The sequence below is a fragment of the Streptomyces sp. NPDC001828 genome (assembly GCF_042892175.1).
In the GTDB taxonomy this organism is placed as follows: Bacteria; Actinomycetota; Actinomycetes; order Streptomycetales; family Streptomycetaceae; genus Streptomyces.
Window position 1 is genome coordinate 245,297 of the sequence record NZ_JBIATV010000008.1, and the last position, 21,947, is coordinate 267,243.

Sequence of the window (21,947 nt, forward strand, 5' to 3'; positions counted from 1 at the left end):
CGCCCGGTGCGCAGCGCTGGTAGCCGTGCTTCGGGGCGGGGGCGCCGGTAATCGCGTGGGGATGCGGTGGGGGGCCCGGGGCGGGGTAGGGGGGTGGGTAGGCTCCGGCCGAGATTCCGCTGCGGTGTCTCCTGCCGCGCCGGTCGGGAAAAGTGTGGTGCCTGCCCCTCGGGTCGAGACGATCGCCTCAAGTCGCTGTTTGGTGGCCCGAGTGGGCGGCGACATGGATTACGTGACAGCTCCGGTGTTCCGGCCGCGGCTCAGGGAACTGCTCTCCCGGGGCGAGCGCTTCGTCGTGCTGGACCTGTCGCGGGTCCAGTTCTGTGACTCGGTCGGCCTGGACATGCTGCTGGATGTGTGGCGGCGGGCGGACGGGAGCGGGACGGTGCTGGTCCTTGCGTGTGTGCCCCAGGCGTTGCGGCAGATCTTCCAGGTGACCGGGGCGGACGAGCTCCTGCGGGTCTACGACACGGTCACCGCCGCCGAAGCGGCCATGGGGGTCTGAGCTGCGGGGGCTGCCGTGACCCGGCCCGGGCGACACCCGGTCGACGGGGCCGGCTTCCGCGCGGGGGCACGGCACAGTAAGGGCACCACTGTGTCAGAGGGAGGAACGTGTGCTCGGTCTTGAGCTTGTCGTGCTGCTGGGGGTCGCCGTCCTTGTCGGCTCCGCCCTCGGCGACCGGCTGCGCATCGCGCCGCCCGTGGTGCTCATGGTCATGGGCGTACTGATCGGCCTGATCCCCGCGCTCCGGAAGGTGGAACTGCCTTCCGAAGTAGTGCTGTTGCTGTTCCTGCCCGCGCTCCTTGCCTGGGAGAGCCTCAACACGTCCCTGCGTGAGATCCGCCGCCACCTCACCGACGTCGCACTGGCCGCCACGCTGCTCGTCATCGCCTCGGCGGCATCCGTGGCCTGCGTCGCGCACGGGCTCGGGATCGGCTGGGGCCCGGCCTGGGTGCTGGGCGCGGCCGTCGCGCCGACCGACGCGACGGCGGTCAACGTCGTGGCCCGGCTGCTGCCGCGCAGGGACGTCACGCTGCTGCGCGCCGAGAGTCTCCTCAACGACGGTACGGCACTGGTCGTCTACGGCATCGCGGTCGGCGTGACCGTCGGCACGGAGCACATCACCGCCCCGCACGTCGGGTGGCTGTTCGTCCTCGGGTACGGCGGCGGAGGGCTGATCGGCCTCGTCACGGGCACGGTCGTGCAGTGGCTCCGGGCCCGGATGGCGCAGACGGACGCGCTGCGCGGCCAGGTGCTTCTGCTGCTCGCCCCGTTCTCCGCGTACCTCGTCGCCGAGGACATCGACGCCTCGGGCGTGGTCGCCGTCGTGGTGTGCGGCCTCATGCTCAGCCAGAGCGGTCCGCGCACCGTACGGGCCGAGGTGCGGGTCCAGGCGCAGAACTTCTGGACGGTCGCCACCTACCTCCTGAACGGCTCCCTGTTCGTCCTCATCGGCGTCGAACTCGACTACTCGGTACGGATGATGGGCGACGCCGAGCTCCCGCGCGCGCTCGCCACCGGCTTCGCCGTGGCCGGCACGCTCGTCGCCGTCCGCTTCGCCTACTACTTCGGCGTCGCCGCGTTCTTCCGGATCGTCCGCAGGGGCACCGCCCGTGCCTCCGGTACGACGTACTCGGGCCGGCGCCTGACCGTCAGCGCCCTGTCCGGGTTCCGCGGGTCGATCTCGCTGGCGGCGGTGCTCGGTGTCCCCGCTCACCTCGACGACGGTGCCGCCTTCCCGTCCCGTCAGCTCATCGTCTTCGTCACCGGCGTGGTGATCGTCGTGACGATGGCGCAGGCGCTGATCCTGCCGTGGGTGGTGCGCTGGGCGCGGATCCCGCACGACCGGACGGCCGCCCGGGAGGAGTGGCTCGCCGAGTCGGCGGCGCTCGAGTCCGCGCTCGCCGCCCTGTCCGACCTGGCCGGCCGCCTGGAGACCGCGCCCACCGTGCGGGAGGCGATCCTGCGCTCCCACCAACTGCGCGCGGACGCGGTGGCGCAGCGCTGCGCCACGATCCCGGACGATCCCGAGGAGCTCGCCGTCCACCCGGTGCGCCTCACCGACGACCACGCGGCCCTCAGCCTCGCCCTCCTCGCCGAGCGCCGGGCGGTCGTCATCCGGCTGCGGGACGCGGGCGACATCGACGACACGGTGCTGCGCCGTCTGCAAGGGCGCCTGGACACCGAGGAACTCCATCTCCTCGAGCACGTCCCGTTGGCGGAGTGAACCCGCTCGCGCCGACCGCTGTGCGCGGCTGCCCACGGCCGCCAACTGGCCTTACGCGCCTGCCGTCACGCCGAAACCGGCGAACCGCCCCGCCGACCGTGTTCCACATCACGTTACCGGCGGTATCTGAAACGCCGTGTCGCAGGTAAATTGCGAGGAGGCGCAGAGGGGTCACCACGAGCCTGAGCAAGCGTCAGCGCCCCGAGCGGCAGCGGTCTCCCGGCCTCTGCCCCGCTCAGGTGCCCACGAGCGAGAGCGAGGGTCTCCGCGATGGAGCAGCAGCACGTCGACGTCCTGGTCATCGGCGCCGGGATATCCGGTATCAGCGCCGCATGCCACATCCTGCGGGCGAATCCCGGCGCTTCGGTCGTCGTGCTCGAGCGGCGCGCCCGGGTCGGCGGCACCTGGGACCTGTTCCGGTATCCCGGCATCCGCTCCGACTCCGACATGGCCACCTTCGGTTTCGGCTTCCGCCCCTGGCGCCAGGCCCGCATCCTCGCCGGTGGCGCGGACATCCGGCAGTACGTCGAGGATGCCGCGGCCGACGCGGGGGTGCTTGAGCGCATTCGCTTCGGCCGCCGCGCGATCAGCGCCGACTTCTCGGGCGCCGAAGGCCGGTGGACGGTCGAGGTCGAGGACGAGACGACCGGCGAGCGCGAGTCGTACAGCGCGGGCTACCTGGTCGGGGCGACCGGCTACTACGACTACGACGAGCCCTATCGCCCCGAGTTCCCCGGCGAGGCGGACTACCGGGGCACGCTCGTCCACCCCCAGCACTGGCCCGAGGACCTCGACCACACCGGCAAGCACGTGGTCGTCATCGGCTCCGGCGCCACCGCCATCACCCTGCTCCCCGCGATGGCCGACGACGCGGCGAGCGTCACCATGCTGCAGCGCTCGCCCACGTACATCCTCGCCCTGCCCGAGGTCGACCCGGTCACCTCCCTCCTGCAGAAGCTGCGCGCCCCGGCCCGGCTGACCCACAAGATCGCCCGTACCCGCAACATCGCGCTGCAGCGCGGGAGTTACGCCTTCTGCCGCAAGTACCCCCGGCTCGCCCGCAAGGTCCTCCTCGGTCTCGTGCGGGCCCGGGCGGGCAAGGGCGTCGACATGCGCCACTTCAGCCCGCGCTACAAGCCCTGGGACCAGCGGCTGTGCGTCGTCCCCGGCGGTGACCTGTTCAAGGTGCTCAAGAGCGGCAGGGCGGCCATCGCCACCGACCACATCGACACGTTCACCGCCGACGGCATCCGGCTGAAGTCCGGCAGGGAGCTGAAGGCCGACATCGTCGTCACCGCCACCGGACTGAGCGTCCGGCTTCTCGGCGGCATGGCGCTCACCGTCGACGGCAGCCCGGTGGACGTCACGAACCGCGTGCTCTACAAGGCCGTTCTGCTCGAAGGCGTGCCCAACATGTCCCTCGTCATCGGATACACCAACGCCTCCTGGACCCTGAAGGCCGACCTGGCGGCCGACTACACCGCCCGCCTCCTCGCCCACATGCGGCGCCACGGGCACGACATCGCCACCCCGGTGGCCTCCGATGCCGACCGCTCGGAGTTCTCCGTCATGGGCGAGGCGCTGACCTCCGGCTACATCGCACGGGCCGACAAGGCCATGCCGCGCCAGGGCACCCGCGACCCGTGGCGGCTGTGGAACAACTACTACCGCGACCGCGCCATGCTGAGCGGCGCCCCCATCGAGGACGCCCCGCTGCGCTTCGACAAGGCGGGCCCGTCCGGCGCGGACACCGCGGCAGGCCCCCAGGAACCGACCCGCGCCGCCTGACCGCCGGGCCGGTGCCTCCCATCCGCCTCCAGCCGGGGCGGCCCACCAGACAAGCGAGGACGAAGATGACCGCGCACCTCACCAGGAAGGCCTACGACGAGCGCCTGCGGACCCTGTCCGAGGGTTCCGTCAACGTCCACTTCAACGCCTTCACCGACATCGCGTGGGACGACCCCGAGTTCGCCGTGGACACGAGCGACCCGCGCTGGGTCCTCACCTCGGCGGACGCGCTCGGCGCCCACCCCTGGTACCAGGAGCAGCCGCTGGAGACGCGGATCCGGATCGGGATCTGGCGCTGGGCGGTGATCGCCAAGGTGGGCATGCAGTTCGAGAACCTGCTCATGCGCGGGGCGCTGGACTACGTCTACCAACTGGGCAACGGGGACCAGGAGTTCAGGTACCTCACCCACGAGGTCACCGAAGAGACCCACCACACCCAGATGTTCCAGGAACTGGTCAACCGCACCGGCGTGGACGCCGCCGGCGGCAAGCGCTGGTTCCGCCAGCTCAGCCGTGTCCTGCCGCTGTTCGGGTCCCTCTACCCCGAGGCGTTCTTCACCGGCATCCTGGCCGGCGAGGAGCCCATCGACCACCTGCAGAAGGCGGCCCTGCGCAGCGGGGAGCCGGTGCATCCGCTGCCGCAGCGGATCATGCAGATCCACATAGCGGAGGAGGCCCGCCACATCTCCTTCGCGCACGAGTTCCTGCGGCTGCGCGTCCCGCGCTTCGGCAAGGCCCGCCGCGGCGCCCTGTCCGTGCTCTTCCCGCTGATCATGCGCAGTCTGTGCGACGTCATCATGATCCCCGACCGGAAGTCCGCCGAGCAGGTCGGCATCCCGGCCTGGGTGGTCAAGGACGTCTTCTGGAAGTCCGAGGCCGGCCGGAAACTGCTCCACGAGCTCTTCTCCGACGTACGCATGCTCGCCGAGGACATCGGCCTGATGAACAAGGTGTCCCGCCCGCTGTGGCGGGCCCTGCGCATCGACGGCCGCCCCGCACGCTTCCGGGGCGAGCCCGTCCCGCTCACCGACTGACGCCCTGCGCGCCGCCCTTCGCCGCGCGCCCCAACTCCCCAACGCCCGAACGGAGATCAGCCCGCCGTGCCGTACGTCGTCACCCGATCCTGCTGCGCCGACGCCTCCTGCGTGCTGGCCTGCCCGGTCAACTGCATCCACCCCGCGCCGGGCGAACCCGGCTTCGGGACTACGGAGATGCTGTACGTCGATCCGCGTACCTGCGTGGACTGCGGTGCCTGCACGACGGCCTGCCCGGTGGACGCGCTCAAGCCCCACACGGCCCTCGGCGCGGCGGAGTTGCCGTTCCTGGAGCTGAACGCCTCGTACTACAAGGAGAACGCGCACGCCGACCGTGCCCCCATGTACGTGGTGCCGAGACAACGCCAGCTGCCGGAGGGCGAGTTGAGCGTCGCGGTCGTCGGCGCCGGACCGGCCGGACTGTTCGCCGCCGACGAGCTGCTGCGCCACCCGGGCGTGCGCGTCACCGTCTACGACCGCCTGCCGACCCCGTACGGCCTCGCACGGGCCGGCGTCGCGCCGGACCACCAGGACACCAAGCGGGTCACGGAGCTGTTCCGGGCCATCGAGTCGCAGACCGCCTTCAGCTACCGCCTCGGGGTCGAGGTCGGATCCGACGTCACCCACGCCGACCTGCTGCGCGAGCACCACGCGGTGATCTACGCGGTCGGCGCCGCCACCGACAAGCGCCTCGGTATCGAGGGCGAGGACCTGCCCGGCAGCGTCTCCGCCACGGACTTCGTCGCCTGGTACAACGGCCACCCCGACCACGCGCACGACGACCACGACCTCGGCTGTGAACGCGCGGTCGTCATCGGCAACGGCAACGTCGCCCTCGACGTCGCCCGCATCCTCACCGCGGACCCCGACGCCCTGGCCCGTACCGACATCTCCGACTGCGCGCTCGCCGCGCTGCGCACCAGCAAGGTCCGCGAGGTCGTCCTCCTCGGCCGGCGCGGACCCGCGCAGGCCGCGTTCACCGTGCCCGAACTCCTCGCCCTCGGCGCCCTGAAGGACGTGGACGTGCGCGTCGAGGGCTGGCCCGAGGATTTGGCGCCCGACGCCACCGAGAAGACCCGGCTCCTGTCGGAGCTGGCCGCCCGTCCGCACGCCGAGGGGCGTCGCCGCATCGTGCTGCGCTTCCTCACCGGCCCGGTGCGGATCACCGGCGACGGCTCCGTACGCGCCCTTGAGGTCACCGCCACCACACTGGACACCGACGACGACGGCACGGTCCGCGCCCGGCCCACCGGCGAGACCCTGACCCTGGAGACCGGCCTCGTCCTGCGCTCCGTCGGCTACCGGGCCCGTCCCGTCCCCGGCCTGCCCTTCGACGAGGACACCGCGACCATTCCGCACGACTCCGGGCGGGTCGAGCCCGGCGTCTACGTCGCGGGCTGGATCAAGCGGGGCCCGACCGGCTTCATCGGGACGAACAAGACCTGCGCCCACGAGACGGTCGCATCCCTCCTGGACGACTTCGCCGCCGGGCGCCTCACCCGGCCGCTGTCCACCGTGGGTGCGGCGGGGAACGGCCTGGGCCTGGCGGCCTGGCGCGCGATCGACCGCGTGGAGCGAGCGGCGGGCGAGGCCCAGGGGCGGCCCCGCGTCAAACTCACGGACACCGAGTCCCTGCACCGCGCGGCGGCGCGAGCCGTCCCGGCGGTACGCGGCTGACGGCCCGGCCGGCCCTCACCCGAGCACGGTCAGTGCCGCTCCAGGTCCGACACGCGCTGCTGCGGCGACACTTCCACGCCCAGGTCCCGCAGCGTCGCGTCGAGGACCGCCCAGACCGAGCGGCACAGCATCGCGCGCAGCTCCTCCTCGGACTGCTCACGCCGCTCGTCGCGCACCCACTGGTTGACCGCGGTGTCCACGAAACCCACGATGCCGATCGCGACCGAACGGATCGGCGCCTGCGGCACCCCGAGCGCCTTGAGCACGTCCCCGAACCGGTCGCTCAGCATCAGCGCGATCGCCGTCTTGGTGTCCGCCACCAGCGAGCCGTCGCCCATCGAGTGCTCCGCGACCCCCATGTAGGCGTACAGGCGCGGGTGTTGGGCCACCCAGTCGAGATGCGCGCCCACCACCCGGTGCACGGCGTCCTCGACGGTCCCCTCGAAGGTGAGGGTGGGCTCCATCCGCCGCAGGAACGAGTCCACCACCCGCCGGCGGATCAACTCGTCCAGATGGGCGCGGTCCTTGAAGTGCCGGTAGAGCACCGATCGCGGCAGCCCCACCCGCTCGGCGAGACGCTGCACGCGAAAGCGCGTGCCCTCCTCCTCGATGAGCGCGACGGCCGCGTCCACCAAGTCGACCTGGCGCCGCGCCTTGTGCTCGTCCCACCGGGTGGAGCGTCCGTCGATCTGCGGCTCTCCGCCGGTTCTGTCCGCCACCTCGTCAGGATATCGGACCGGCTCAGCACGCCCGAGGGTCCGGGCGAGGGCCGGACCGCCCCGACGATCTACAGTCGCCCTCATGAGTCGTTGGCAGGAATTGACCGGTGGAACGTCCGGAGGCGAGTACGCCGCGCGCTTCGAGGCGCTGGCCCGGGGCGGGAAGGACGTACACGGCGAGGCGGCGTTCTGCGCGTCCCTGGTACCGCCGGGCGCCCGCGTCCTCGACGCGGGGTGCGGCACCGGGCGGGTCATGATCCGCCTCGCCGAGCTCGGGTACGACTGCGTCGGCGTCGACCTGGACGCCTCGATGCTGGACGTGGCGCGGGAGCGGGCGCCTCGGCTGCCCTGGTTCCAGGTGGACCTGGCCGCGTTCGACCCGGCCCCGCTCGGTGTCCCCGGCGACTTCGACCTCGTCGTCGCCGCCGGGAACGTCCTGCCGCTGGTCACGCCGGGCACGGAGGCCGCGGTGGTGGGGCGGCTGACGGCCGCGCTGCGCCCGGGCGGCCTGCTGGTCGCGGGCTTCGGCCTCGACGCCGCCCACCTGCCCGTGCCGCCGGCCCTCACGCTCGCGCAGTACGACGCCCACTGCGCCGCCGCCGGCCTCGCCCCCGTCGCCCGCTTCGCCACCTGGGACGCGGCCCCCTACGACGACGGCGGGTACGCCGTCAGCGTCCATCGCCGCGACCGCTGATCCGGAAGCGGTCGCGCGGGGCGGGTTCGCCAGTGGGGATCACCCGCGTTGTCAGCCGATGACCCCGCACGCGTACAGCAGTCCGGCCAGCGCGACCAGCACGCCGATGACGCGGAAGGCCACCGTGTTGGACGGGGCGAAGGCGCGGCCCGCGCGGGTGCCGCCGGAGGCGGACAGGCCGGGGGCGAACACCGCGAAGGCGAGGCCGAAGGCCAGCAGGACGATCCCTACGAGTATGTGCATCGGCACACCGTTCCGTGGTCGGGGCGGGAAGAGCGCGAAGGTGGGCGGCCCCCGCGTCGGGAGCCGCCCACCAGGTGTCTAGCGGCGTTTGTTCAGGAGGCGGACCACGAGGAAGACTCCGACGAGTACCGCCACCGCCACGAAGGCGTAGGGGAACCAGGACGGTCCGTCCGGCCGGTTCTGAGCCAGCGTCACCAGGTCGTTCATCGCGTCACTCTCCTGTTCAGAACGTGTACTTGGCGCTCGCCGAGCACTTGCCGCTGCTGCCTCCGGTGCCCACGCCCTCCGAGCCGTCCGTGGCGACGGACAGCTCCGCGGGGCCGAACCCGCAGGCCACCTCGCCCGTGAGGCCGCTGTCCGCGCTGCCCGACGCGAGGCTCGCGTCGGCGCTCACGCCGGGCGTTCCGCCGCCCACCGAGAGGTAGGGGTGGACGCTGCCGTCCTCGTTGATGCTGACTCCGCCGCCCAGGCACAGCAGGTCGCAGGCCTCGATGCCGAGGTCGAGGGAGAGCAGCCCGCGCGGGTCGATGCGGTTGACCGGGTCGCCCTCGGCGTACAGGTACGGGTTCTTCTCCTGGCCGGAGGGGTCGGGCTGGGTGAAGCGGCCGAGGTTGGGGTCGTAGTAGCGGGCGCCGAGGTGGTAGAGCCCGGTCGGGTCCTGGTGGCCGCCGGCGAAACGGTAGGGCTGCGGGGCCGCCTCGGTGGTGGTGCGCGACACCCCGCGCGGGCTGTAGGTGTAGGTGTTGACCTTGGTGCCGGACTGGTCGGCGAGGCCGATCACCGAACCGAGCGCGTCGGTCAGGTAGTAGTAGGCCCTGCCCCCGGTCGTCATGGAGTTCAGGGTGCCCCCGGGCTCCCGGTTGAATCCGGTGTCGACGCCGCCGGTGGTCTCCGCCGAGAGGCCCAACGGGCCGTTGTGGAAGGTGGTTTGACCCAGCTTCGTGCGCTCGGACTGGTCGGTCGAGGCGTACTGCCCGGCGTAGGTCGTGCCGCCCACGACGAGCGACTTCAGCTGCGCGTAGTCGGACCACTTCTCCGCGGTGCGGGTGCCCTCGGGGGTGGATGCCCCGGCGGTCTCGTTGCCGGCCTTGTCGTAGGACCAGTTGGCGGTGGATCCGTTCTTGCCGGTGATCTGCTGCGCGTCGTTCACGGTGTACGTGGTGCCGCGCGGGCAGCCGGGGTCGACGCCCTGGGAGGTCAGGTTGCCGGCGAGGTCGTAGCAGTACTGCCAGGAGGAGTTGAGGGTGCTGCCCTTCTCCTCCTCGGCGTAGGAGAAGCGACCCGCGACGTCATAGGTGTAGGACGTCTTGAGTCCGGCCAGGACGTCGGTCGCGGTGCGGATCTTCGTGCCGTCGGTCGCGCCGCCGGTCCCGTAGCCGTAGGTGTAGGTCAGATGGGTCAGCGTGCCCTTGGGCGAGGTGGTCTTGACGGTGGTGGGACGGCCGGACGCGTCCACCTCCACGCTCTGCACGGTGTTGCCGGGGTAGGTGGTACCGGTCCGGGTGTCGTTGTTGTTGTAGTCGTACGTCGTCCGCCGGCCGGCCTGGTCCTTCAGTTCGGCCAGGCGGTTGGCCGCGTCCCAGGTGTAGTCCAGGACGCCCGAGGGGTCGGTGTAGGTGTCGACGTTGCCGTTGGCCGTGTAGGCGAGGACCGTCTGCGAGCCGTCCTGGAGGGTGCGGATCGTCTCGCGGGACAGGGCGTCGAACTGGTAGGTCTGGGTGCCGGTGCGGTCGGTGCGCGAGGTGAGGTTGCCGTCGCCGTCATAGGTGTACAGGACGGTGTCGTAGCTTCCGGTGTCGACCTTCTTGACCCGGTCCCGGTTGTCGTAGGTGTAGAGCGTGGTGACGCCGCGGCCGTCCTTGGAGTCGGTGACCCGGCCCAGCGCGTCGTAGTGGTAGGTCACCTTGCCGATCTGGGTCGGCGGTGTCACCGAGTCCAGGTTGCCCCGGGTGTCGTAGTGGAACGACGTCACCGAGTTCGTGGTGCCGCTCAACTTCGTGGTGGCCTTGCAGCGCTGGCCCTGGAAGCCGCCGCAGGTCGCGGTCGCCGGGTTGTAGTCGATGGTCGCGGAGCCGCCGCCGGTGCCGCTCTGGGCCACGGAGATGGTGTTGCCGGCCGTGTCGTACCCGTAGTCCGTCTTGTCGCCGTCGGCCGAGGTCGCCGATGCCGGCACGTCCCGGCCCGCCTTCGTCGACCAGCCCGCCACCGTGGAGGTGGCGCCCGTGGGCAGCTTGGCGGAGGTCGGGTTGCCGCGGGTGTCCCAGCCGTAGGTGGTCACGTTGCCGCTGCCGGTGCCCACCCCCATCGCGTCGGTGGCGGTCTGGGTCAGATGGGCCTTGTACGACTTGGACCGTTCGTGGCCGAGCGCGTCGGTGACCTTGCTGACCTCGCCGTCCCCGTTGTGCTCGAACTTCGTCGCGTTCAGAAGCGGATCGGTGACCGTCGTCCTACCGGCGTCGAAGGGGCTCTCCTTGTCGTAGGAGTAGGTGTACGTGGGGGCATCGCCGCCCGACCCGCCGAGTTCGACGAAGCGGCGCATCGATGTGACGCGGTTCGCCGAGTCGTAGGTGAACACCGTCGAACGGGACTCGGGCGTCGTCACCTTGACCAGGCGCCCGTCCTCGTCGTAGCCGTACGTCGTCGACTGGTTCTCCGGGTCCCAGGACCGTACGAGACGGCCGTCGGTGTCGATGTCGTACCGCACGGTGCGTCCGCCGTTGTCGGTGGCCGTCCAGATCGTGGCGCTCGTCCGGACGAGGTCGACGGTGCGGCCCGAGCGGTCCTCGGTCAGTTTGAAGCCGGCTATGTAGCCGTCGGCGTCCTTGTGCGCGGCGACCGTGATGGTGCCGTTGTTGCGGTCGGTGACCTTGGTGAGGTCACCGGCGGCGCTGTAGGTGTCCTTGGAGCCGGACTTGCGGTCGGTGAGGGTGTAGGTGCCGTCGCCGTTCTTCTTCAGGTCCTGGCCGTAGCCGTCCGGCGTCTTGAACGTCCCGTCGGAGTTCTTCGTGAACCTGATCGTGGCTCCGGAGGAGTCGTACCAGACCACCTCGCTGGTGAAGGTGTCGAGGCGGCGCTCGTACCCGGTCCACCAGGGACCGGAGACCTGGCCGTAGGGGCCGGCGAGGGAGTTGTACGTGCGGGTGAGCTGGAGGGAGTCGCCCACGCCGGCGATGTCGAAGTCGGTGGCGGCCAGCATCAGGTTGCCGGTCGAGTAGTCGACGCGCCCCACGAGGGCGTCGGTGATGCGGAAGTCGAAGATCTGGTGCCAGGGCACGTTGCCCTGCCCCTCGGGGACGAAGACCTTCGTGGACGGTGCGGCGGCGTCGGGCGAGGAGGACTGCGGCTCCGCCCCGAGCCCTGTCTTCCGCCGGGCCTCCCGCTGCCGCTCGTCGGCGCCGGGCGCCGTCCTGCGCTGGTTCTTCGGCGGCCTGTTCTTTCCGACCTTCACCGCCGGCATGGTGGCCCGCGCCTTGCTCTGCCCCCACACCGAGACCGGTGCGGGGGCCGGGTCGGCCGCCATGGCGGGCAGCGCGGACGCGCCGATGCCCAGCACCGCGACGGATGCGATCAGAGATCTTCTGGCCGTTGTACGGGCATGCCGAAAAGGCATGCCGAAGGCACGCGAACGCATGCTTCCCCCCGTTAGGAAGTAGTCCCGGTTGCCCCACTGGCCACCGGGAGCGCACACATTCGCACAGGACCCTCACAGAATGGCGACCCGTTCCCCCGAAGTTCGCACGCATGCGCTCAGGAATGAGCCCCTCCTCTTCGACTGGCTCCCCGCGCGGAAAACGGGCGTGTGCGGGCGATCCCCCTGCGGTGAGAGGGCCTGGACCGCCCTTCCGTCGAAACCCGCGCGGACGACATTGGCCGGAAAGCGCCCCTGCCGAAGGGAGCCGTCGCCCCAAGTCCCCGCAAGTGGTGGGGAGACGGGGCGCTCGGTGAAGGGGCGGCCTCAGGGGGTGAACAAGCCGCCACGGCCGGGCGCGACTGGTGCGGCACACGGAAAACCACCAGAGGACCGAGCCGACTCTGGAGGATCAACCAAGAGGTGTATCGGCCGTCTCTCCTTGCATCTACGATGCAGAAACTCGTGTTCACCTGGTGAATGCGGATCTGGTGCCTCCAGCCCGGCACCCGCACCAAGGAGCCACCCATGCACGTCGAAGACCTCCTGCGTCTCGAATCCCTGGATCTTGAACTGCTCTGGGGCGAGGAGCAGCAGCTCCTCCGGGAGATCACCGGGGTGACCGCCACCGACCTGGAGGACCCGACTCGTTTTCTGCGGCCGGGCGAGGTCGTGCTGAGCGGTCTCGTGTGGTGGACCCCCGGGAACGGGACCGAGAAGGTCAGCCGTTTCGTCTCCGCGCTCGCCACCGCCGGAGCGGCCGCGCTCCTCGCCGGCGAGGAGACGCACGGCGGCGTGCCCGAGGAGCTGACCCGGTCGTGCCGCGAGAAAGGCATAGCCCTGCTCGCCGTGCCCTCACGCACCAACTTCCGGGCCATCACCGAGGCCGTCTACCTGCGCCAGTGGGGCGACCTCAGCCGACGGCCCACCTCGCACCGCCACGCCCTGCCCGACAACGTGCGCAGCGAGCTCAGCGACCTCGTCCGGGCCGGGGCCGAACCGGACGTCCTGCTCGACCGCGCGCTCGCCCACGTCGGGACGCCGGACTGCTACGTCCTGACCCCGACGGGACGGACCGTGGCACGCACCCCTGAGGCTCCGGCGATCCCCGCGCGGCGCGGCCGCGAGCTGCTGCGCCGTGCGCCCGACGGCCTCACTCTCCTGATCGACACGGACAGTTCGCCGTACGACAGCTGGCACCTGCACCTCGCGGACGCGTCCGCCGTCCCGCCGCGGCTGCTGCACGAGACGGCGGACGTGCTCGCCGACCACCGGTACGGCCGGGACCGGGCGCGCAACGAGACCCGGCGGCGGGCCGGCGAGCTGATCCGGCTCGTCGACGCGCCGGCCACCGACCTGCCCGCGCTGAGCGGCGCCCTGAGCGCCTGCGGGCTTTCCCCCGACGGCCCCTTCCACGTGATCGGCGCCGCGGCCCGCGCCGACGGCGACCAGGCCGCGGCGGCCGACGCCCTGGCCGAGGCGCTCCGCCACACCCCCGACCGGCCCTTCGCGCTCGGCCGCCTCCCGCGCGGAGAGGTGGTTGCCGTGGTCCAGGGCGGGCCCGAAGTGCCGCTGGAACTGAGGGAGTTGTGGCGGGTGGTGCAGGCCTGCGAGCCCCTCGTGCCGCTCCATGTCGGCGTCGGCGCCCAGGCGGACACCCCGGACCGGCTCAACTCCAGCCTGACCGGGGCGCGTTACGCCCTCGTCGCGGCCCGCACGCGGGAGCCCGAGGGGGCCGGCCTGGCCGCCGTGGACGACCTCGCCACGCTGGAGGAGCTGCTCGCCGGCATCCCCGCCGACGTGCGGACCGTGTATCACGACAAGGTCCTCGGCCCGCTGGCCGACGACGCCCACACCTCCTCGCAGATGCTCCGGGAGACCCTGGAGTCCTTCCTCGCGCACAACGGGTCCTGGGCGCGCACGGCGGCCTCCCTGCATCTGCACGTGAACACGGTCCACTACCGCATCCAGCGGATCGAGGTCCTCACCGGCCGCGACCTCTCGCGCCTGGAGCACAAGCTGGACCTGTACGCCGCGCTGCGCTGTCGCTGACCCGGGGATCTGGGCGCTTCGGCGCGGGGCGGGGCGTCATGGAATGTGGCTGTATGGGTAGGGAGAGCCTGTTCGTGTGAAGGCGCGGCCCGAGTGGGAAGGGGCAGGGATGACGCAGGTGGTGGCCGGGGTGCTGGAGCCGAGCGGGCAGGGCTGGGTCCAGGCGGGCGAGTTCGGTCTGGCGTTCCTGCTCTCCGCGGCCATCGGCCTGGAGCGGGAGATCCGCCAGAAGGCCGCGGGGCTGCGGACGTACACCACGGTCGGCGTCGGCTCCGCCCTGTTCACGCTGGTCAGCAAGTACGGGTTCGGTGACGTGCTGAGCGCGGGGACCATCGAGCTCGACCCGTCCCGGGTGACCGCGCAGATCGTGTCGGGCGTCGGTTTCATCGGCGCCGGGGTCATCTTCGTGCACCGGGGTTCGGTCCAGGGGCTCACCACGGCGGCGACGATCTGGCTGACGGCGGCCGTGGGCGCCGCCGCCGCGGCCGGACTTCCGCTGCTGTCGATACTGGCGACCGCCGCGTACTTCGTCGCCGCGTATCTGGTGCGTCCGCTGGTCCACCGGCTGCCGCAGATGCGCTCGGTGGCGTCGACCTTCCGGATCGCGTACGAGCAGCGGCCGGGGCTGCTGCGCGAACTCATGGAGCAGTGCGAGCGCGCCGGGTTCAGCGTGGCGGGCCTTCAGATGCTGCGGGCCGGCGGCACCGGGGACCCGGCGGAGGTGCTGATCTCGGCGGTGGGCCGCGCCGACCCGGCCGTTCTCACCGCCCGGTTCGCCGATGTGGCCGGCGTGGTGGCCGTCATGCCCGGCGGCAACGAGGACGAGTGAGCCGGAGGGCCCGGCTCAGGCCGGGCCCCGGCCCTCGCGCGGTGCGCGATCGCGGCGGGTGGCGAGCAGGCCGAGGAGCACCGCGACCGTGATGGCGACCAGGTGCTCGCGGCCCGCCAGGTTCGGTTTGTGGATGGATCTGAGCACGGTCGGGGTGACCGCGCACAGGAACAGGACGGGCGCCCGCTTCACCGTGGCGATATGGGCGAAGAGCCCCACCACCGCGGCGGACGCCCCCGTGTCGATCACCTGCGCCGCCTCCGGGGGAAGCCCCCACCACCGCGGCCCCGCCGCGATCATGACGCGGGCGCTGAGCGTGCCCGCAAGCGAGACGGCGTAGGCCACCACGATGGTCCTGGTGCGCCCGAGCACCAGCTGGGCCAGCGCGACGCAGAGGAAAAGCACGGGGATGCCGGGCAGTGCGGGCATGTCACGGGCCGGGACGAACAACGACAGCGGGGTCCGCAGCAGCACGAGCGGGAGCGGGATGTCGCCCCGCACGTGCGAGGTGAGCCGCACCAGCGTCGCCCCGGTCCTGGACTGGTCCACCTGGTGCAGCGTCAGGACCGCGACGGCCGTGAACACCGCCAGGAGGACGCCGGGAAGGCCCCGCCGCACGAGCGTGCGCACCGGTTCGGCGACGATGACGCGGAACTCGCGGAGCAGATGCCGTCCGAGGAAGCGTGCGAACCGGTTGAGCCGGCGTTCGGCTCGGGGCGGCGGCCCGGCCGTCGGGACGACGACGGGATGGCGGACCGGCGAGGGGGCCGGTTCCGGCCCGCCCGTCCGCTCCCGGGGTTTCGTGTCCCCGCGCACCGTCCACCCCCACACCCGCTCCGGCCAGGGACTCCCCACCGGCCTTCGGAGGATCTTGCCATGGGGCGCGCGGGGGAGAGGGGCCGCCCCCCGACCCATTCGACCTGGTGTGCGGCGCCTTGTCGCGGGTTACCGAACCGGCGGAAATCAGAGCAGAAGTGACCGCCGGGGTTCAAATCGATAATCAGGCCACTCGATGGGGTGAAAGGCGTATTAGGCATAACCCATCCGGCCCCGTCGCCGTTGATGGCGGTGCGGGCGAGTAGTCCGTGACGAACTCCGGAAGGCAGGAAACCAATGAGACGGGTCGCCATGAAGGGCCTGGTCACGGCGGTGGCCACGGGCGGCGTACTGGCCGCGACCGGCTACGCCTACGCGGACTCGAACGCCGGCGGAAGCGCCGACTCCTCCCCGGGGGTGCTCGCGGGCAACGCGGTACAGCTTCCGGTCGATCTCCCCGTCAATGTGTGCGGGAACACCGTGGATGTGCTCGGACTGCTCAACCCCAGCGCCGGCAACACCTGCGCCAATGCCTCGCGCGCCCCCCACGGCGCCAAGGCGGGCTCCCCGCGCGCGGGCAACGGCGGCGGTGCCTCCGCCTCCGGCGGCGGAAAGGATTCGCCGGGCGTGCTCACGGGCAACGGTCTCCAGCTCCCTGTTGATCTCCCCGTCAACATCTCCGGGAACTCGATCGGTGTCGTCGGTGTGCTCAACCCGTCCGTCGGCAACACCTCGACGAACGGCTCCACACCGCCGGTCCGCCACCACCCCGCCCCGCCGCCGGCCCCCGCGCCGCCCGCGAAGCCCCTCCCGGTCCCGGCACCCCCGGCCGCCCCCGCGCTCCCCGTGCCGCAGGGGAAGGCGCTCGCCCACACCGGCGCCGACGGTGTCGGATTCGCCGTCCCCGCGTCCGCCGCGCTGCTCCTCGGCGGCGGAGTCCTCTACCGCCGGTTCCGCGGCGCCACGCGATAGCGCGCCCCAGCGGTCGTGGCCCCGGCATCGATGCCGGGGCCACGACCATGCGGCGGCACGCCTCAGTGCGGGGCCGGGCAGTCGACCCTGACCTCCGGGCTCCCGTACGTATCACTCGTGGAGAACAGGCCGCTGCCGTACTCGTAGTAGAGGTACGAGGAGAAGCCCAGGGTCCGCCCGCACGCGGAGTCCGGGGCGACGCGGTACGTCAGGGTCACCGTGCGGCTCGCGCCGGGAGCCAGCGGGACCGCGTAGTCGAGGCCGAGCCGGTCGGTGTCCTGGCAGGCGGACCCCCCGGCTTCGCAGGAGACCAGCGCGTACTTGAGGTCCGCCTGCCGTTCGGTGCCCCAGGTCGGGCGGATCGTCTGGTAGACGAACCTGATCTCGGTCGACTGGGTGTTGGTGAGCGTCATGGTCAGCTCGACGGTGGAGCCCGGCATGACCGCGGTCCTGTCCGTACTGAACGTCAGGTCCGCGGTGTCGGCCTCCGCGGGGGTGCCCACGCAGAACAACAGGGCTCCGGTACATGACAGGACCGCGGCGAGGCCGAGACCTGCGAGGCGCGTCGTGTTCATGGGTTCGCAGACTAGAAGCTGCCCGGCCCGCCGTCGCCCACCCGCGCGGGGTACGGCTCGAATCGCTCGGTCCTGTCCGGTTCGGCGGGCAGGGCCGTACGGGGGCGAATTCGCCCAGTACAGCCGGGAGACGGGGCCGCGTGTCGTGCGGCGCCGCGCCGGAGCGCCGCGTGCGCGGGGCTCCGGCGGAAACGGCGGACTCCGTGCTGGTGCCCTGCCCTCCTCAAGGCGCCTGCACGAGAAGCGGGTTGGGGTCGCGTGCCGGGAACTGGCTTGATGATCCCGGGCGTTGGGCAGGCAAGCGGGGGAAACGGCTACGCACGAGCCGGCAACGCGACCGCATTGGGGGCGGATGACGTCATGGAGCAGAGCGCCTGGCGATTCTCGGACGACCGTGGGCAGCTGTCGACGGCGCCGGCACCGCCGTCCCGCCCGGTGGCCTACATCCAGGCCGGCGCCACCCTGGCGGACCTGGGCATCCTTCCGGCGGCGGTGTTCGGCTCCTTCCACGACGGGGCGGACCCCGACCCGGCGAAAACCGGCGCGCTGCCGCTGGACGAGGTCCGCTACCTGGGAGCGGGAGACGGCCTCACCGTGGACGCGCTGCTCTCGACCGGGCCGGACCTCGTCGTCGCCGTCAGCTACGGCGGCGGCCAGGTGTACGGGCTCGACCCCGAGACGGCGAAGCACCTGGAGGAGCGGGTGCCGGTGGCCGTCCTCGACGTGGGCCAGGCCCGCTCCCTGGCGCACATACGCGGCCGATTCGCCGATCTGGCACGGTCGTTGGGGGCGCCGGAAGAGGACACCACCGCACTCGCCACCACGGCCGAACGGCTGCGCAGGGCCGCCGGGCGGACCCCGCGACCGCGGGTCCTCGCGCTCTCGCCGGCCGGTCCCGACCAGGTCCACCTGGCCCGGCCGGGCGCCTGGCCCGAGCTGCGCGGCCTCACCGAGTACGGCGTGGACCTGGTCGAGCCGGGGGAGGGGCCGGGGGCGAACTGGCTGACCGCGCCCTGGGCCACGGCGGCCGGCCTTCGGCCCGACATCGTCCTCGCCGACGTCAGGTCCAACGCGGCCCCGCTCGACACCCTGCACTCCGATGCCTCGTGGCGCGCACTGGAGGCCGGCGCCCGCATCCTTGCCTGGAACCCGGAATCCCCCTGCAGCGCCCGCGCCCACGCCGCCTTCTTCGGCGCCGTCGCGGACGCCCTCGAAGGAGTGTGAAGGCGCCGGGCGGGGCGTGCGGAGATGCACGGCCCCGCCCGTGCCGCGCCCACGCCCGCCCGGCGCCCCGCTCGCCCGCGTGGAGGCCCTCACCGCACTCCCGGCCGTCTTCGACCGCTTCCCCGATCTCGAACTGGCGGTGAAAACAACCGAGTTGATGCAGGTGCCCTCCTTCATCGCCAGTGGCTGGCAGGAGATCCCGGTGCGCCTCGGGCGCTGATCCGGCGACTCGCACGCGCTGCCCGGCATGAGACACCCGTGCGCTACGGCACGTTCTCTGTGACAGTTCGCAACGCGAGTATCTAGATTGGCCGTTGACGCAGCGCCGCATCTCCAGGAGACACCCGTGACCGATAATCCCGCACCCTCGTCGACGCCCGACCACGTGCGCGACCGCATCAACACCGCGCAGCCGCACACCGCCCGCATCTGGAACTACTGGCTCGGCGGCAAGGACAACTACCCCGTCGACCGTGAGGTGGGCGACCAGATCCGCGCCCTGCATCCCGGCATCGGCGACTACGCCCTGGCCGACCGGCTGTTCCTCGGCAGAGCCGTGCGGCATCTGGTGGCCGACCGGGGGGTGCGCCAGTTCCTCGACGTCGGCACCGGGCTGCCCACCGCCGACAACACCCACGAGGTCGCCCAGCGCCTGGCGCCCGACGCGCGGATCGTCTACGTCGACAACGACCCGCTGGTCCTCGCGCACGCCCGCGCCCTGCTGACCAGCACCCCGGAGGGCCGCACCGACTACCTCGACGCCGATCTGCGGGACACCGCGGGCATCCTCGAACACGCGGCCAAGACCCTGGACCTGAGCCGGCCGGTCGCGCTGATGCTGCTCGGCGTCGTCATCTTCATCCCCGACGAGGACGAGGCCCGCGCCCTCGTGCGCGACCTCATGAAGGAACTGGCCCCGGGCAGCTACCTCGTGCTCTCGCACACCATCACCAGCCCGGCCATGCCCGATGTGGACGCCGCCGTGGCGTTCTGGAACGAGCACGGCACGCCGAAGCTGACCCAGCGCACCCCGGATCGGGTGGCCGGGTTCTTCGAGGGGCTCGACGTGCTGGAGCCCGGCATCGTGTCGTGCTCGCGCTGGCGCCCGGAGGCGGGCGACACGCTGCCCGACGAGGTCGCGATGTACGGCGGTGTCGGCCTCAAGAGCTGACCCGGCGAACGGCCGGCGCCGCGTTCAACGGCGGGGCTGCCCCGGTGCGGGCGCCCCGCCGGTGTGCAGGCTGCCCACCAGGGCGAACAACACCGCCTCATTGCCCGCGAGCCCGGCACGCGCCAGCGCCTCGTCCGCCTCGGCGATGACGCCGTCGAGCGAGACGGGAGCCCCCGGCCGGTCCACGGGGGCGTCGAGGGCGGCGCGCACGGTACTCAGAAGCCGCAGATAGGCCTGGGCGGCGGAGCGTTCATGGGACGTCATCACGGCGGTGGCGGTCATCGGCAGCCTTCCCTCGGAGTACGGGCTCACTGTTCACGATGCCGCATGCCACTGACAATCGAGGCTCACGGCCCGCTGACGCGCGGCCGATCGGCCCTCAACCCACCAGGCGGAGCGCGGTGTCCGCGACGCCGACGCTCACCGACTGGCCCCAGGTCAGATCGAGCGCGTCGCCCTCCATGCCGTCCCCGAACGCGACGAGCCGGTCGGACTCGACGGTGATCCGCAGCCGCCGGGAGCCGGACAACTCCCCCTCGACCAGCGAGGTCCCGGTCACCGGCGATGGCCACGCCTCGCGCACGAACCACACCAGACGGGCGTCCACCCGGGCGGGCAGCACGGGGGCGTCCGCGCGCTGCTGCCACAGTGAGCGCAGCCAGCCGGTGGCCCCCGTACCGGTGCCGACCAGAACGCCGGAGGACGCCTGTGCCTCGGCGGTGGCGGCCGGGTCGTCGGGCCCGATGCGGTAACGGGCCGTCTGGTGGCCCGGCGCTCCGAGGTAGATCTCGTTGAGCGCGAGCAGCCGCTGACGGTCGTCGGTGAGCGCCTCCACCATCGTGAGTTCCTCGACCGAGCAGCCGGGCGCGGCCGCCGCGGGCAGCAGCGCCGCAGCGGCGGACGCCGGGTGGCGCACCAGCACACCGGGGTTGCGGCCCGGCTCCGGATCGACGCCGATCACGGGCTGACCCGACAGGTACTTGGCGGCGTTGGCGACCAGACCGTCCTGGCCGACCACCACCACGACGTCCTCCGGCGCGAACAGGAAGCGGTCGAGATCGGCGCGCTCCACCCGCGCCTGGCGCCACTGGGAGGGAACGGCCGCGGCCACGTCGGCCAGCGCGCGCAGTGCCCGGTGATGGCGCTCGGCCACCTCGCGGATGCTCCGGCCGCGCGAGGCGAGGAAGAAGTCGGCCTGGCCGTGCGTGCCGTGCCGGGCCAGCAACTCCTCGTACTCCGAGGTGCGGTGGACCAGGACCGCGCGCGGGGCCAGACTCACGGCCGCTCACCCCGTCCGAGCCGGGCGAGCAGCGTGGTGAGCACATCGGGGGACAGGGTCAGGCTGTCGATCCGGGGCAGGTTCTCGGCCAGCCGGGTCGCGGCCAGGGCGTGCAGGGTGGCCGCGTCGGCCTCGCCGTGCACCTGGAGCCAGGCCGCCTGGGCCGCTGCCCTGGCCTCGCCCGAGGCACGGGCGGCCGCCGCCTCCGCCTGCGCGAGCCGTAGCGTACGGGCGGCCTCCGCCTCGGTGCGTACCGCGTCGGCGGCCGCCGCCTCCTCGGCCTCCCGGCGGGTGTTGGTGCCGCGCTGCTCCACCAACTCCTCCTCGCGGCGCGCCAGTTCGATGCGGCTGGCGAGCTCGTTCTCGGCGATGGTGCGCTCCCGCTCGACGGCCACGGCCCGCCGTTCGTACGTCGCCCGGTCCGCCTCCTGCTGGATGCGCTCCCGCGCCGGGGTCCGCAGCGCCCGCTCCACCTCGGGCTCGGGGCGGATGGCGACGACCCGCACCGCGACCACCTCGATGCCGGTCGCGGGCAGCCGGGGCTCCGCGGCGAGCCCGGCCGCGATCCGCTCCCGTACCGCGGCCACGCCGTCGGCGAGCGCGGCCGACAGGTCGGTGCGCGCCAGCACGTCCAGGGCGTGCTGTTGTGCCGTCTCGGTGAGCAGCGTCGACAGCTGCTCCAGGGGGTCGCCCCGCCAGATCCCGGTGTCCGGGTCGATCGAGAAGTCGAGGCGGTCGGCGGCGGTGCCCGGCTCGCTGATCCGGTAGGTCACGGTCGCCTGCACGGTGACGTCCTGGAAGTCGGCGGTGCGGGCGTGGAAGGCCATGGCCAGTTCCCGGTCGTTGACCGGCACTTCGGACAGCGCGGCACTGAGCGGTCTGAACCAGAAGCTGAGTCCCACGCCGTCGTGGGCCGGCCGGCCGTTCCGTTGGTGCCGGACGTACGAGGTGGGCGCGGACCGCAGATGACGCCGGCCCAGGCGCCGCGAGATGTCGGCCATGGTGGCCCCCTTTCTTT

General features: G+C 72.3%; 20 protein-coding genes and 1 pseudogene. 12 read left to right on the top strand and 9 right to left on the bottom strand.

Annotated features, from left to right (window positions below; translation table 11 throughout):
- Positions 1–61: 61 nt before the first annotated feature.
- The 5 genes from ACFYZA_RS23165 (at position 62) to ACFYZA_RS23185 (ending at position 6,727) form a co-directional block, all read left to right on the top strand.
- The gene (locus ACFYZA_RS23165; RefSeq protein WP_388492701.1) at positions 62–505 is read left to right on the top strand and encodes an STAS domain-containing protein; all 444 of its coding nucleotides are present in this window, start codon (positions 62–64) and stop codon (positions 503–505) included.
- Between the two features lie 109 nt (positions 506–614).
- The gene (locus ACFYZA_RS23170) at positions 615–2,228 is read left to right on the top strand and encodes a Na+/H+ antiporter (protein ID WP_388492481.1); all 1,614 of its coding nucleotides are present in this window, start codon (positions 615–617) and stop codon (positions 2,226–2,228) included.
- A gap of 270 nt (positions 2,229–2,498) precedes the next feature.
- Complete coding sequence (locus tag ACFYZA_RS23175) at positions 2,499–4,016, top strand: flavin-containing monooxygenase (RefSeq protein WP_388492482.1); 1,518 nt, start codon at positions 2,499–2,501, stop codon at positions 4,014–4,016.
- Between the two features lie 65 nt (positions 4,017–4,081).
- Positions 4,082–5,050, top strand: a complete 969-nt coding sequence (locus tag ACFYZA_RS23180; RefSeq protein WP_382586160.1) for a diiron oxygenase — start codon at positions 4,082–4,084, stop codon at positions 5,048–5,050.
- 66 nt (positions 5,051–5,116) lie between these two features.
- On the top strand, positions 5,117–6,727 hold the full coding sequence (locus tag ACFYZA_RS23185; protein WP_388492485.1) for an FAD-dependent oxidoreductase: 1,611 nt from the start codon (positions 5,117–5,119) through the stop codon (positions 6,725–6,727).
- A gap of 29 nt (positions 6,728–6,756) precedes the next feature.
- Here the strand turns inward: ACFYZA_RS23185 and ACFYZA_RS23190 are convergent, their stop codons facing one another.
- Positions 6,757–7,446, bottom strand: coding sequence for a TetR/AcrR family transcriptional regulator (locus ACFYZA_RS23190; RefSeq protein ID WP_388492486.1), 690 nt, complete (start codon positions 7,444–7,446; stop codon positions 6,757–6,759).
- An 82-nt stretch (positions 7,447–7,528) separates the two neighbouring features.
- Between ACFYZA_RS23190 and ACFYZA_RS23195 the strand changes: the two genes are divergently transcribed.
- On the top strand, positions 7,529–8,140 hold the full coding sequence (locus ACFYZA_RS23195; RefSeq protein WP_382586169.1) for a class I SAM-dependent methyltransferase: 612 nt from the start codon (positions 7,529–7,531) through the stop codon (positions 8,138–8,140).
- 51 nt (positions 8,141–8,191) lie between these two features.
- Here ACFYZA_RS23195 and ACFYZA_RS23200 read toward each other — a convergent pair whose 3' ends face one another.
- The 3 genes from ACFYZA_RS23200 to ACFYZA_RS23210 form a co-directional block, all read right to left on the bottom strand.
- Entirely contained in the window at positions 8,192–8,383 is a 192-nt protein-coding gene (locus ACFYZA_RS23200; RefSeq protein WP_382586172.1) for a hypothetical protein, read from the bottom strand.
- 78 nt (positions 8,384–8,461) lie between these two features.
- Positions 8,462–8,590: a hypothetical protein gene (locus ACFYZA_RS23205; RefSeq protein ID WP_382586174.1), complete on the bottom strand. Its 129-nt coding sequence runs from the start codon at positions 8,588–8,590 to the stop codon at positions 8,462–8,464.
- A gap of 16 nt (positions 8,591–8,606) precedes the next feature.
- Complete coding sequence (locus ACFYZA_RS23210) at positions 8,607–11,903, bottom strand: RHS repeat-associated core domain-containing protein (RefSeq protein WP_388492703.1); 3,297 nt, start codon at positions 11,901–11,903, stop codon at positions 8,607–8,609.
- 636 nt (positions 11,904–12,539) lie between these two features.
- Here ACFYZA_RS23210 and ACFYZA_RS23215 point away from each other — a divergent pair.
- Positions 12,540–14,063 (top strand): helix-turn-helix domain-containing protein, encoded by a 1,524-nt coding sequence (locus ACFYZA_RS23215; protein WP_388492488.1) that lies wholly within the window; start codon positions 12,540–12,542, stop codon positions 14,061–14,063.
- A 109-nt stretch (positions 14,064–14,172) separates the two neighbouring features.
- The gene (locus ACFYZA_RS23220; protein ID WP_388492489.1) at positions 14,173–14,892 is read left to right on the top strand and encodes an MgtC/SapB family protein; all 720 of its coding nucleotides are present in this window, start codon (positions 14,173–14,175) and stop codon (positions 14,890–14,892) included.
- A gap of 15 nt (positions 14,893–14,907) precedes the next feature.
- Here ACFYZA_RS23220 and ACFYZA_RS23225 read toward each other — a convergent pair whose 3' ends face one another.
- Positions 14,908–15,708, bottom strand: coding sequence for a hypothetical protein (locus tag ACFYZA_RS23225; protein WP_388492491.1), 801 nt, complete (start codon positions 15,706–15,708; stop codon positions 14,908–14,910).
- A 297-nt stretch (positions 15,709–16,005) separates the two neighbouring features.
- Here ACFYZA_RS23225 and ACFYZA_RS23230 point away from each other — a divergent pair, with 297 nt between their 5' ends.
- On the top strand, positions 16,006–16,680 hold the full coding sequence (locus ACFYZA_RS23230; RefSeq protein ID WP_388492492.1) for a chaplin: 675 nt from the start codon (positions 16,006–16,008) through the stop codon (positions 16,678–16,680).
- A gap of 62 nt (positions 16,681–16,742) precedes the next feature.
- On the opposite strand, the gene ACFYZA_RS23235 is transcribed toward ACFYZA_RS23230, so the two are convergent.
- Complete coding sequence (locus tag ACFYZA_RS23235) at positions 16,743–17,255, bottom strand: hypothetical protein (RefSeq protein ID WP_388492493.1); 513 nt, start codon at positions 17,253–17,255, stop codon at positions 16,743–16,745.
- Between the two features lie 360 nt (positions 17,256–17,615).
- Here ACFYZA_RS23235 and ACFYZA_RS23240 point away from each other — a divergent pair, with 360 nt between their 5' ends.
- From ACFYZA_RS23240 to ACFYZA_RS23250, 3 genes and pseudogenes are all read left to right on the top strand, one after another.
- Positions 17,616–18,479, top strand: a complete 864-nt coding sequence (locus tag ACFYZA_RS23240) for an ABC transporter substrate-binding protein (protein WP_382586194.1) — start codon at positions 17,616–17,618, stop codon at positions 18,477–18,479.
- Positions 18,480–18,486: 7 nt separating this feature from the next.
- Positions 18,487–18,699: pseudogene (locus tag ACFYZA_RS23245) on the top strand (hypothetical protein); the annotation flags it as partial.
- Positions 18,700–18,825: 126 nt separating this feature from the next.
- Positions 18,826–19,650 carry an SAM-dependent methyltransferase gene (locus ACFYZA_RS23250; RefSeq protein ID WP_388492494.1) on the top strand — a complete coding sequence of 275 codons (825 nt, stop codon included), beginning with the start codon at positions 18,826–18,828 and terminating at the stop codon, positions 19,648–19,650.
- A gap of 24 nt (positions 19,651–19,674) precedes the next feature.
- Here the strand turns inward: ACFYZA_RS23250 and ACFYZA_RS23255 are convergent, their stop codons facing one another.
- The 3 genes from ACFYZA_RS23255 to ACFYZA_RS23265 form a co-directional block, all read right to left on the bottom strand.
- Positions 19,675–19,932 carry a hypothetical protein gene (locus tag ACFYZA_RS23255; RefSeq protein ID WP_382586200.1) on the bottom strand — a complete coding sequence of 86 codons (258 nt, stop codon included), beginning with the start codon at positions 19,930–19,932 and terminating at the stop codon, positions 19,675–19,677.
- Positions 19,933–20,029: 97 nt separating this feature from the next.
- A complete protein-coding gene (locus tag ACFYZA_RS23260; protein ID WP_388492496.1) occupies positions 20,030–20,929 on the bottom strand; it encodes a hypothetical protein in 900 nt (299 codons plus the stop codon).
- Positions 20,926–21,930 carry an SPFH domain-containing protein gene (locus ACFYZA_RS23265; RefSeq protein ID WP_388492497.1) on the bottom strand — a complete coding sequence of 335 codons (1,005 nt, stop codon included), beginning with the start codon at positions 21,928–21,930 and terminating at the stop codon, positions 20,926–20,928. Before ACFYZA_RS23265 ends, ACFYZA_RS23260 begins: the two co-directional genes overlap by 4 nt.
- Between the last annotated feature and the right edge of the window lie 17 nt (positions 21,931–21,947).

Bases quoted from the DNA above. Each gene is read 5' to 3' on its own strand.
- ACFYZA_RS23220 (WP_388492489.1), top strand. From the start codon at position 14,173: ATGACGCAGGTGGTGGCCGGGGTGCTGGAGCCGAGCGGGCAGGGCTGG.
- ACFYZA_RS23200 (WP_382586172.1), bottom strand. From the start codon at position 8,383: ATGCACATACTCGTAGGGATCGTCCTGCTGGCCTTCGGCCTCGCCTTC.
- ACFYZA_RS23175 (WP_388492482.1), top strand. From the start codon at position 2,499: ATGGAGCAGCAGCACGTCGACGTCCTGGTCATCGGCGCCGGGATATCC.
- ACFYZA_RS23210 (WP_388492703.1), bottom strand. From the start codon at position 11,903: ATGGCGGCCGACCCGGCCCCCGCACCGGTCTCGGTGTGGGGGCAGAGC.
- ACFYZA_RS23230 (WP_388492492.1), top strand. From the start codon at position 16,006: ATGAGACGGGTCGCCATGAAGGGCCTGGTCACGGCGGTGGCCACGGGC.
- ACFYZA_RS23255 (WP_382586200.1), bottom strand. From the start codon at position 19,932: ATGACCGCCACCGCCGTGATGACGTCCCATGAACGCTCCGCCGCCCAG.
- ACFYZA_RS23195 (WP_382586169.1), top strand. From the start codon at position 7,529: ATGAGTCGTTGGCAGGAATTGACCGGTGGAACGTCCGGAGGCGAGTAC.
- ACFYZA_RS23235 (WP_388492493.1), bottom strand. From the start codon at position 17,255: ATGAACACGACGCGCCTCGCAGGTCTCGGCCTCGCCGCGGTCCTGTCA.
- ACFYZA_RS23165 (WP_388492701.1), top strand. From the start codon at position 62: ATGCGGTGGGGGGCCCGGGGCGGGGTAGGGGGGTGGGTAGGCTCCGGC.
- ACFYZA_RS23180 (WP_382586160.1), top strand. From the start codon at position 4,082: ATGACCGCGCACCTCACCAGGAAGGCCTACGACGAGCGCCTGCGGACC.
- ACFYZA_RS23240 (WP_382586194.1), top strand. From the start codon at position 17,616: ATGGAGCAGAGCGCCTGGCGATTCTCGGACGACCGTGGGCAGCTGTCG.
- ACFYZA_RS23265 (WP_388492497.1), bottom strand. From the start codon at position 21,930: ATGGCCGACATCTCGCGGCGCCTGGGCCGGCGTCATCTGCGGTCCGCG.
- ACFYZA_RS23215 (WP_388492488.1), top strand. From the start codon at position 12,540: ATGCACGTCGAAGACCTCCTGCGTCTCGAATCCCTGGATCTTGAACTG.
- ACFYZA_RS23205 (WP_382586174.1), bottom strand. From the start codon at position 8,590: ATGAACGACCTGGTGACGCTGGCTCAGAACCGGCCGGACGGACCGTCC.